This window comes from Pseudanabaena sp. 'Roaring Creek' (assembly GCF_001402795.1).
Taxonomy (GTDB): Bacteria; Cyanobacteriota; Cyanobacteriia; order Pseudanabaenales; family Pseudanabaenaceae; genus Pseudanabaena.
Map to the genome: position 1 here is coordinate 1 of NZ_LIRE01000192.1, position 10,875 is coordinate 10,875.

At 44.2% G+C, this 10,875-nt stretch carries 9 protein-coding genes; 8 read left to right on the plus strand and 1 reads right to left on the minus strand.

Annotation, left to right across the window (positions count from 1 at the left end):
- The first annotated feature begins 222 nt into the window (after positions 1–222).
- Positions 223–3,591 (plus strand): PAS domain S-box protein, encoded by a 3,369-nt coding sequence (locus tag AC805_RS06125; protein WP_055074596.1) that lies wholly within the window; start codon positions 223–225, stop codon positions 3,589–3,591.
- A gap of 107 nt (positions 3,592–3,698) precedes the next feature.
- Positions 3,699–5,015 (plus strand): cytochrome P450, encoded by a 1,317-nt coding sequence (locus AC805_RS06130; RefSeq protein WP_055074597.1) that lies wholly within the window; start codon positions 3,699–3,701, stop codon positions 5,013–5,015.
- 43 nt (positions 5,016–5,058) lie between these two features.
- On the opposite strand, the gene gyrA is transcribed toward AC805_RS06130, so the two are convergent.
- On the minus strand, positions 5,059–7,743 hold the full coding sequence (gene gyrA / locus AC805_RS06135; RefSeq protein WP_055074598.1) for a DNA gyrase subunit A: 2,685 nt from the start codon (positions 7,741–7,743) through the stop codon (positions 5,059–5,061).
- Between the two features lie 386 nt (positions 7,744–8,129).
- Here gyrA and AC805_RS06140 point away from each other — a divergent pair, with 386 nt between their 5' ends.
- From AC805_RS06140 to AC805_RS24545, 6 genes are all read left to right on the plus strand, one after another.
- Positions 8,130–8,414 (plus strand): DUF4160 domain-containing protein, encoded by a 285-nt coding sequence (locus AC805_RS06140; RefSeq protein ID WP_055074599.1) that lies wholly within the window; start codon positions 8,130–8,132, stop codon positions 8,412–8,414.
- A complete protein-coding gene (locus AC805_RS06145) occupies positions 8,414–9,403 on the plus strand; it encodes a DUF2442 domain-containing protein (RefSeq protein ID WP_072143536.1) in 990 nt (329 codons plus the stop codon). The genes AC805_RS06140 and AC805_RS06145 overlap by 1 nt, the downstream gene beginning before the upstream one ends.
- 3 nt (positions 9,404–9,406) lie before the next feature.
- Positions 9,407–9,565, plus strand: a complete 159-nt coding sequence (locus tag AC805_RS26105) for a hypothetical protein (protein ID WP_197278649.1) — start codon at positions 9,407–9,409, stop codon at positions 9,563–9,565.
- A gap of 224 nt (positions 9,566–9,789) precedes the next feature.
- Positions 9,790–10,203 carry a XisH family protein gene (locus tag AC805_RS06150; protein WP_055074600.1) on the plus strand — a complete coding sequence of 138 codons (414 nt, stop codon included), beginning with the start codon at positions 9,790–9,792 and terminating at the stop codon, positions 10,201–10,203.
- Positions 10,191–10,526: a XisI protein gene (locus tag AC805_RS06155; RefSeq protein ID WP_055074601.1), complete on the plus strand. Its 336-nt coding sequence runs from the start codon at positions 10,191–10,193 to the stop codon at positions 10,524–10,526. The genes AC805_RS06150 and AC805_RS06155 overlap by 13 nt, the downstream gene beginning before the upstream one ends.
- Before the next feature lie 12 nt (positions 10,527–10,538).
- Positions 10,539–10,688, plus strand: coding sequence for an element excision factor XisI family protein (locus AC805_RS24545; protein ID WP_082429413.1), 150 nt, complete (start codon positions 10,539–10,541; stop codon positions 10,686–10,688).
- Positions 10,689–10,875: the final 187 nt, after the last annotated feature.

Below are 10,875 nucleotides of genomic sequence, written 5' to 3' on the forward strand. Positions count from 1 at the left end.
AATTAAAATCCAGATCTAAAACCTTCGGTGCACGCGCAGCGTAAGCCGTAGTCTTTGGGGTTTCATATTTAATTAAGCCCACTTACTTACAAGTAGATAATAGTTATTTCTACTTGTTTCTAATTTGGTATTACCTAATTATTGAATGTTTTTCAGTATTTCCGATCACCCGAATAAATCCTGAGACAAAGACTAATTTGTTTGTCTAAATCTTTCCACTATATGAAAAACATTGGCAATCTCAAGCGTAACAATATTCCTAAAACTAAGATTTTGCTGGTTGAAGACGATCTAGACGATCGCTTGTTTTTAGTGCAAGCTTTAGAACAAGTGGGACTTTTTTATGATTATGTTATGGCAGCTTCGTTCGCGGAAGCGATCGCTATCCTCCCTCAGCATGAATTGGTGATCGCCATAGTCAAATCCAACTTAAGTGATGGCGAGGCAAGCCAATTATTACCGATCCTGCAAAACATTAATTGTCCATGCATTGTTACCATAGCTAACGGGGAAGAAGAAACCGCCACCAAGTTAATCGAACAAGGAGCTACGAATTATCTCATTAGAGACCGCGATCGCAACTATCTCAAAATGCTGCCCGCGATCGTCAAGGCGACCATTAGCTCCCATCAAGCCCTCGTAAAATTACAGGAGCAAAACCGAGCATTAAATATCGAGCTACGGGAGAGAATCGCGGCAGAGAAAAGTCTGCGCGATAACGAAGAGCAATACCAGCAAATTTTCGACTCGATTCCCGATCTGATGCTGGTCAAGGAATCTGGCTCGCGGATAGCATGGGGTAACAAGACCTTGCGAGACTTTTACGGAATGTCCTTAGAACAATTACAAGGAATTATTGATGCGCCTTTTAATAATCCCGACTTTACCAGTCAATATATTCGCGATGATAACTTTGTGTTTACGACTGGACAAATATTGCATATTCCTGAAGAACTGGTAACCCGCCGAGATGGAGCAGTCAGGCTCCTTAGTACGGTTAAAGTACCAATATTTGATGAGGATAGACGGGTTAGGAAAATAGTCGTTATCAGCAGTGACATTACAGCGCGTAAAGAGGTAAATATTTCCTTACTAGAAAGTGAAAGACGATTTAAAACCCTAGCGGCCGTAGTGCCTGTGGGGATCTTTAGAACGGATAAGAACGGGAATTGTATATATGTTAATGAGCAATGGTGCGAGATTGCGGGATTGAGTTTAGAAGAAGCGCTTGGCGAAGGTTGGGCAGCCGCTTTACACCCAGACGATCGCGATAAAATCAATAACGAATGGTATCTCTCAGCGCAACAAAACCGTCCCTTTAAGTTGGAATATCGATTTTTACGGAAAGATGGTAGCACCTCATGGGTACTCGGACAATCGCTGGCAGAAGTCGATCTCAGTGGCAAAATTTTTGGCTATGTAGGCACGATTACCGATATTAGCGATCGCCGTAAAGCCGAATTAACCCTTCAGAAGTTAGTAGAGGGGACTGCCGCTCTCACTGGGCTGGAATTTTTCCCTGCGGTAGTGAGCCATATTGCTGAAGCTTTAGCCATTCCCTTCGTGAGTGTTACCGAGTTAATTGACGATCATCTCCATACCTTAAGTTTCTGGGCTAAGGGAAGTTTGCAACCATCTATTGCCTATCCCGTGAGGGATACTCCCTGCGAATATGTCCTGAGGGATGGAGAATTTTATTGTGAAAGTCAATTACAAACTTATTTTTTCAAAGATCCCTATTTAGCGGAGATGCAAGCCGATAGTTATTTGGGCATTGCGTTAAAAGACAATTTCGGAAATGCGATCGGCAATCTTTGTATCATTGACACCAAACCCCTCGATAAGTCTAAATACAATGAATCGATCGCCATTTTAAGAATTTTTGGAGCGCGGGTTGCGGCTGAATTGGAACGTAAAGCGGCTACCGAGGCTCTATATCGGCTCAATCAGGATTTGGAAATGCGTGTCGAACGTCGTACCCAAGCTTTGCAAGAGAGCGAAATCCGATTCCGTCGCATGTTTGACTCTAATGTGGTCGGCATGTTGTTCGCTGACTTTGAGGGCAATATCCTCGATGCTAACGATCGCTTTTTACAAATGATTGGCTACAGTCGAGAAGAATTTAATACAGGAAAAATATTTTGGAATAATCTCACTCCCCCCGAACATATCCCCGCCGACTATGCCGCCATGGGCGAGCTGATGGAACATGGATTTATCCACCCTTGGGAGAAAGAATACTATCGCAAAGATGGCAGTCGCATCCCCGTGTTAATTGGTGCGGCTTTTCTCCCTGGCACGGAAAATCAGACTATTTGCGTGGTTATCGATATTAGCGATCGCAAGCAGTACGAAACTCAGCTCAAGCAGACTAACGCCGAACTAGCGATCGCCACCAGACTCAAAGATGAATTTCTCGCTAATATGAGTCACGAACTGCGCACCCCTCTCAACGCCATTCTTGGCATGACCGAATCTCTCCAAGACGAAGTATTTGGTAGTATCAATGAGCATCAAAAAAAATCCTTAAAGCTCATCGAAAATAGCGGCATTCATTTACTTAAATTAATTAATGACATCCTCGATCTGGCTAAAATTGAATCGGGGCAGGTCGAACTAGATCTGACATCTTGCAATATTGAAGTCCTCTGCCAATCAAGTCTTGCCTTTATCAAACAACAATCCCACAAAAAACGCATCCAAATAGAAACGAAAATCTCTCCCGATTTACCCAACGTATCGATCGACGAACGGCGTATTCTGCAAGTTTTAATCAATCTGCTGAGTAACGCCGTCAAGTTTACCCCCGAAGGAGGGCGGATCGTCCTAGAAGTTAGCGATTGCCAAAAGGCAAACCCCACCCACTCCGACCAAACAGCGGAAGTTCCTCCCCTTCAGGAGTATCTGCAAATCAAGGTGATCGATACGGGGATCGGCATTGCCCCTGAAAATATTGATAAACTGTTTCAGCCTTTTATTCAAATTGATAGCGCCCTCAATCGCCAATACGAAGGCACGGGATTGGGGCTATCCCTAGTCAAACGAATTGTAGAATTGCATGGCGGACAGGTAAGCTTGGTTAGCGAAGTGGGTGTGGGCAGTAGCTTTACGATCACGCTTCCCTGTGCTGACTGTAAAACAGTCTCTCCTGCCCCCGAAACTCAGCTCGAAGCATTTACAGCCTCAGAAAACAATGGATCAGAATTAAAAAATCCCTTTAAAATCTTACTAGTAGATGACAATGAAGCGAATCTGATTACCATTGCGAGCTACTTATCCGCCAAAGGTTACGACGTGATCTTAGCCACCAATGGGGAAGAAGCAATCGCTCTCGCACAGTTACAGGCTCCCGATCTGATTTTGATGGATATCCAAATGCCAGGCACGAACGGGCTGGAAACCATCAAACAAATGCGTCAGATCCCCAGTCTTGCCAATCAAACAATTATTGCCTTAACCGCCTTAACCATGCAGGGCGATCGGGAAAAATGTATCGCCGCAGGAGCGAATGAGTACCTAGCTAAACCAGTTAAGCTAAGGCAATTAGTGCTTACTATCCAGCAATTACATATAAAACCCCAAAACCTGTAGCGCACGCTGCGCGTACGCTACAGGTTTTGATTTTGGGTTTTAATTATACCCAGCTACTTACTAGCTACTTATAATAAAAACATCTCCATCATTCCCAATTCAAACAGATGAATCTACCGCCTGGAAAGTTTGGACTACCAATTATCGGACAAACCTTACAGTTCCTCTTTGACCGTAAATTTGTCGACAAGCAATATGCCAAGTATGGTGCTATATCCAAAACCAGCATTCTGGGTAGACCAACCGTGTATATGATCGGCTCCGAAGCTGCCGAATTTCTCCTATCCAGTCACATGGAATGCTTCTCATGGAAGGAAGGATGGCCCGATAGTTTTAAGATACTTTTGGGAGAATCGCTTTTTTTGCAGGATGGAGAAGAACATCGTCGCAACCGAAGACTGATGATGCCAGCATTCCACGGACAAGCCTTAAATGGCTACTTCTCTACGATGTCAGAGATCTCACAGCAATATCTGCATAAATGGGAAGCAAAGGGAGAATTTAACTGGTTTGATGAATTCAAACAGCTTACCTTTGAGATTGCCAGTCAACTTTTAATTGGCGCAAAGGCAGGAGATGACGTAGAGAGATTGAGTAAGTTATTCTCGACCCTAACTAATGGTTTCTTCTCGATCGTGCCTTTCGCCTTGCCATTTACCGCCCTAGGGAAAGCGATCGCCGCCCGCGATCTGCTTTTACAACATATCACTCAGGTCGTACAGCAACGTCAGCAAAATCCAACAAATGATGTGTTGAGTATGTTAGCCCAAGCGCGAGATGAGGACGGAGGGCGGTTCAGTTTAGAAGAATTGAAAGCCCAAGCAATGTTAATGCTGTTTGCAGGACATGAAACCACCACCTCAATGTTGACTTGGTTTTGTCTGGAATTAGGTCGCCATCCTGAAGTTCTAGAACTAGCGCGACAGGAGCAAAGAGAATTAGCCCATTTGGGACAACTAAATCTCGACCAGCTAGGGAAAATGCCCTATCTCGACCAAATTTTTCAAGAAATCGAGCGCCTGCGTCCACCAGTGGCGGGTGGCTTTCGCGGCGTAATCAAACCCTTTGAGTTTCAAGGCTATCACGTACCCAAAGGTTGGCTGGCTATCTATTCGATTATGGTTACCCATAAACAGGCAAATATCTATCCCAATCCCGACCAATTCGATCCTGATCGCTTTAGCCCCGATCGCCAAGAACACAAACAAAAACCCTTTAGTCTAATTGGTTTTGGTGGCGGAGCAAGGATTTGCGTTGGTCTTGCCTTTGCCAAACTAGAGATGAAAATTATCGCAGCAAATCTATTACGCAATTATCAATGGGAGATTTTACCTTCCCAAAATCTCGAACCCTTTCCTATTCCGACCCTTCGTCCTAAAGATGGGCTTAAGGTCAAGTTCTATCCTTTGACTAAACAAGCTTAAAGAGAAAGGCGGCGCAAAGCGCCGCCTTTCTCTTTAAGCTGCCTTAAGACATTTCAGGCTCATTGTTAGAAGATTCTGGCTCTGGAATATCGGTATTTTGTGAAATAGAAGTATCCACGGTATTTACGACATCTACATTGCTTTGAATTTCCACTTCATCATGCTCCTCTTCTAAAGCTGGTGGAACTAAAGTTGCACCCACGATCGCATCCGATGCATCCAGTCTTTGCAGGCGGACACCTCTGGCCGTACGAGATTGGCAAGCGATCGCATCGGTAGATTGGCGCATGACAATCCCGCGACTCGTCACGATCATCAGCTCATTTTGTTCATCAACCAAGCAAAGGGAAGCCAGTTGATCCTGACCAGATTTGAATTTGGTGACCCGTAGCCCTTTACCAGCCCGCTTCTGAATACGGAATTGACTGACGGGAACGCGCTTACCATAGCCGCCCCGCGTTACAACTAGCACCCAAGGACCTTGAGCCTTATCGTTACCAGTCTCGGCTTCTAGATTCTCATCTTCGGATACCGTTGCGGTGAGATCGATTTCTTCTTCGGATTCATCCGCCTCAATTTCCGCTAAACCTGCGGGGAGAATGTCCATACTCACGATGAGGTCGTCACCCGTTAGCCGCATCGATCGCACGCCGCGAGTATCGCGTCCCATCGGACGCAACTGCTCATGGTCGGTACGGAAGCGGATCGACATCCCTTGCCGCGAACCGACAATAATCGTGTTATCGGCTTTAGCCCTTCTGACCCAACGCAGGAGATCGCCTTCTTCAAGGGCGATCGCAATGAGTCCATTGGAACGAATATTGGCAAATGCAGGCAGCTTGGTCTTTTTGATATAACCACCCGCTGTCAGCATGACGAGATATTCATCTTCATTGAAATCGCTGATGGGCAATACCGTGGTAATTTTCTCATCGGCAGCGATCGGCAGTAGTTGGACGACAGCCGTACCGCGAGCAGCCCGTCCCGATTCTGGCACTTCATAAGCCTTGACCCCATAGACTTTACCGCGATCGGTAAAGAATAGCACCTTATCATGACTGCGACAGGCAAAGAAATGGGCGATCGCATCATCATCCTTGACGTTTGCACTTGCCTTGCCTCGCGTAGCACGATGCTGGGCCGTAAAGGTATCGACGGGCATCCTTTTCACATAGCCTTGCTCCGTCACCATCACAATCGTTTCGCGATTGGCAATCAAATCGGCAGTATCGATATCGCCTTCATTGGGAAGAATGCGCGAGCGTCGTGGAGTGGTAAATTCGGCTTTGATGGCTTCTAACTCTTCACGGGTAATCGTCAGAATGCGATCGCGATTTTGCAGAATATGTTGTAGATCCGCAATCTTCTCGACTAACTGATTATGCTCGTCATTAATTTTATCGGCATCCTGAGCTGTGAGACGGCGCAACTGCATTTGTAAAATCGCATCGGCTTGGGCTTCTGTTAATCCATAGGTCTCGATTAAGCCCGCCTTTGCCGTACTACTATCCTCAGCAGCCCGAATCAGTGCAATGACCGCATCCAAGTGATTGAGCGCGATCAGCAAACCTTGCAATAGATGATCGCGTTCTTCAGCCTTACGGAGTTCGTACTGCGTGCGGCGGGTAATCACTTCATAGCGGAAGTCTAAAAATACTTGCAGCGCATGACGTAGCGTCAAGGTGATCGGCTCCCCATCGACGAGGGCAAGCATATTGCAGCTAAAGTTCGATTGGAGGGGTGTAGATTTATAAAGATTATTCAGAACTACCCGAGGATAGGCATCGCGCTTGAGTTCGATGACCAACCGCATACCATCGCGATCGCTTTCATCCCGAATATCGGAAATGCCATCAATTTTCTTCTCATTGACCATTTCCGCGATGCGTTCGATCAGCGCTGCTTTATTCGTTTGATAAGGCATTTCCGTAATGATAATCGCCTCGCGATCCTGCCTTCCCGCAACTGAAATTGTTTCAAAATCCGCCACGGCACGCATTGTTACGGAGCCTCGTCCTGTGGTGTAGGTTTCGCGTGCGCCATCGGTTCCCAAAATCAAGGCTCCCGTCGGGAAGTCAGGGCCAGGGATGTAATGCATTAATTCCAAATCCGTTAGGGATGGATTGGCAATTAGCGCCACTAAGCCATCCACCAATTCGCCTAGATTGTGGGGGGGAATGTTAGTCGCCATCCCTACGGCAATACCTGAGGAGCCATTAAGTAATAGCTGCGGAATTCTGGCGGGTAATACTAAAGGCTCCTGTTGCGAGCCGTCATAGTTATCGCCAAAGTTGACCGTCTCCCGCTCGATATCCTGAATCAACCCGACTTGAGAAATACGGGTCAGCCGACATTCGGTATATCGCATCGCGGCGGCGGGGTCGTTATCGACGGAGCCAAAGTTACCGTGACCATCGACCAAGCGATCGCGCATCGAAAAGTCCTGCGCCATCCGTACCAATGCTTCGTATACGGCGGTGTCACCGTGGGGGTGATATTTACCAATTACGTCACCGACCACACGGGCGCATTTCCGAAAGGGGCGATCGGCAGTCATACCCAACTCGTGCATAGCGTAGAGAATGCGACGATGTACGGGTTTGAGTCCATCACGGGCATCGGGCAGGGCGCGACCGACGATCACGCTCATGGCATATTCCAAGTACGATCGCGACATTTCGCCGCGCAGGTCTGTGGGAATAATCCGATCTTCTAAGGTATCAGTCATACGGCTACTAAATTTCTCCTTGCATGGCTTGGCAGTGCTTGCCCCGTGTGATTATAGGCAATTCTTACTAAGTGTCTTTCTATTATAAAGCTTTGCGGGTTTGCTTTGCGCCTATAATTACGCCTGAGAAGGCGGCTTAGCGCTTAAGAATAAAGCAAATGATTTGGGTCTAGCCAGCACTTTAAAATGAGATATTGGCATTTGCGCTTTTTGTCGTCATGAAATAGGCGTTTCAGCAAGTATTCCCTGTTAACCAACCAATACCCTATCGCCATACCAACAATGCCTCGACAAGACATTATCACTATCATGTGTTATTGACAAAATGTCTGGTATAGTTTATATTCATATTTAGTTGTCTTGCAAAATCAAATTTAGGTCAGGACTTGGGTAAGGTTCAATGCTCTCAAATAGACGGTCTGTATCTTTTTTTTAATTCTCACGATCATAGACCTCCACACTTTCATGCCCGTAAGGCAGGTGCATGGGAGATCCGCTTTGATATTTTGCTTTGCAGTAAAGAGAATGGTTTAGTTTTTACGGCTAAATATCCTCCAAATCCTCAAATATCAGGTAAGGACGAAAAACAAATTTTGAAACTCGTTTTAGAAAATCGGTCTAAGCTTCTCATCGAATGGGAGCAAAAAGTATGTATCAAGGAGGATCGGTAATGTCCAGCCAACAGACAATGACTGTTCTAGTTCAAGATAGTGAGAACAAACATCTCATAACCCGTTCTAAGTCAGTGCAAGTTCTACAGTCATCTGACTCTCAGGATTTAGAATCAGCCCTAAATTTGTTTGTTTTAGCTTCTGCAACTGGCTTACAAGAGATTGCGGATATTGTGCGATCGGCAAATCAGAAGCATCATTTGCGGGTGCTATTTATTAGAGAAGATATCGATCCCACTTGGATGCCTCAAATGTTTGATCGAGCTAACCTCCGAGTGATGCGAAATACACTTGTTCATACTAATTCTGTTGTACCTAAAAGGGTGATGAATGCTTGGACTATGGGAGCGCAAGAACAACTAATTGCTGATGCGATAGCGATCGGCGATCGCTTATTAGTTCTTAGCTGTTCCATGGAGAAGTTGGAAGTTCCTTTTGATTCCTTACCAGCATTAAAGTGTATTTCTATCAAAGATCGTAGTAACTTTACTATTGATGATGATGGTAGTTGTCTCTATTGGGAAGATGCAGATATCCATCTCGATCTTGAGGCTTTGCGCTCTGCAAACGCTCCTGAATGGAAGCAAAAGTTTGAAGCTCTTAAGTCAGAGCATAATCAAGTTTTTGGAAAGGCGATCGCCACTTTACGCAAGCAACATAAACTCCGTCAGTCAGATATTATTGGTTTAAGCGATCGCCAAGTGCGGCGGATTGAGCAGGGTGAAGGTAGCACAAAGGTTGATACGCTGAGGTTGTTTGCTAAAGCTCATGGTATGGAGTTGGATGCTTATCTTGATGCTGTTGCTGGTGCTGTTAGTCATATTCCTGAAAGATTTACTTTGTCTTCAAATGAAGAACGCAGTAAATCAAAACTAAAATCAATGGAGGAGTTAAGAGAAGAGCTAGGTAATGGTAAACAAGCAAAAATCACCAAGGGAAGTATTAGTTCCAAAAATCTTAAGACTGCACCAAAATTTGGAGGAGAATAATTAATGAAGCTAATTAAAATTCTAGTTGACTCAGATTTGATTGAAGAATATTTTTTGAATCGTAGCAATGAAGTACATCGCCAATTCAAGGATGAAATGCAACAGTATCTGATGAAGCAAAGAATACTTCGTAAGGAGTACGATAGTCAAGTGATTTTCTAGGTCTGTGATTGATCAAATTCACCACCGACTACCCAGATCTTTATTTGAGTAGTGGCTAAGAGTAAATGTTATTGCGATCGCCTCAACAAAAAACATAAAATCTAACTAAAAACTATGGCGCAGCTATTAACAAAAGCAATAAGAATCGCTAACACCCTGTCAGAAGAAGATCAAAATGCGATCGCCCTAACATGATTGTGTGAAAATAAAAATCTGACTAAACTATGGCAAAAGATCTATTCCATCAATCTGTGAAAACAGCCCTCATCAAAGACGGATGGACAATTACCCATGATCCGCTTTACTTGAATATTGCTGAAGTTGAAATTTACATTGACATTGGTGCAGAACAACTATTCGCTGCAGAAAAAGACAAAAATAAAATCGCAGTGGAAGTTAAAACTTTTTTAAATCCATCAGCTATTTCTGAATTTCATACAGTTTTGGGGCAATGTCTCAATTATCGCCTAGCCTTAAAATTAGACGATCCTAGTCGCCTCTTATACTTAGCAATCCCTGACACGGCTTGGAATACATTCTTTCGGCGCGAATTTGCTAAACTAGCTATAGCTGAATATCAACTAAAGCTGATTATTTTTGATATATCAGAGGAGGTTATCGTGCAATGGTATCCCTAGAAACCTATCGAGATATAGTAAAGCAGATTCTTACAGAATATAGCACCCATCAACCCGCCTATGGTGATGTAGAGATGGAATTGATTTTCGATCATCAGCGCGATCGCTATCAATTGGTTTGTACTGGCTGGAATAAAAAACGCCGCATTTATGGTTCCTTAATTCATATCGATCTTAAAGGCGATAAAATCTGGATTCAAAGTGATGGAACCGAAGTAGGTATCGCTAATTTGCTAGTAGAAAAGGGCATCCCAAAACAAAATATTGTATTAGCTTACCAAGCCCCCAACTTGCGTCAGTTTACGGAGTTTTCGATAGTTTGAGGAGATTGTGGAATGGAAATCTTAGAAAAATATCGTCAAATTGTCAAAGAATTACTGACTGACCATGCCTCAAACAACGATCCAAAAATAGAATGTCAGATTATCAGTGATACTGAAAGCGATCGCTATCTGCTTGCAATTCAGAATATTGATTTTAGTTGACTAGTTTTAAATCTTTCAAGTTTATTTACTCGTTGTTAGTCAACCAAATTATTCTCAATGCGGAGTATTTATTTGTGTATGTATAGTTGTTTTAAATAACTTGTAGACGGGCTTCGACTTCGCTCAGCCCTCGGTGTAAGCTAGCTGAGCGAAGTCGAAGCTGTAGTTTTTATTTGAATTATCTATA

Excerpts from the sequence above, each read along its gene's own strand:
- AC805_RS06130 (WP_055074597.1), top strand. The coding sequence starts at position 3,699 with ATGAATCTACCGCCTGGAAAGTTTGGACTACCAATTATCGGACAAACC.
- gyrA (WP_055074598.1), bottom strand. The coding sequence starts at position 7,743 with ATGACTGATACCTTAGAAGATCGGATTATTCCCACAGACCTGCGCGGC.
- AC805_RS24545 (WP_082429413.1), top strand. The coding sequence starts at position 10,539 with ATGGAAATCTTAGAAAAATATCGTCAAATTGTCAAAGAATTACTGACT.
- AC805_RS06125 (WP_055074596.1), top strand. The coding sequence starts at position 223 with ATGAAAAACATTGGCAATCTCAAGCGTAACAATATTCCTAAAACTAAG.
- AC805_RS26105 (WP_197278649.1), top strand. The coding sequence starts at position 9,407 with ATGAAGCTAATTAAAATTCTAGTTGACTCAGATTTGATTGAAGAATAT.
- AC805_RS06155 (WP_055074601.1), top strand. The coding sequence starts at position 10,191 with ATGGTATCCCTAGAAACCTATCGAGATATAGTAAAGCAGATTCTTACA.
- AC805_RS06145 (WP_072143536.1), top strand. The coding sequence starts at position 8,414 with ATGTCCAGCCAACAGACAATGACTGTTCTAGTTCAAGATAGTGAGAAC.
- AC805_RS06150 (WP_055074600.1), top strand. The coding sequence starts at position 9,790 with ATGGCAAAAGATCTATTCCATCAATCTGTGAAAACAGCCCTCATCAAA.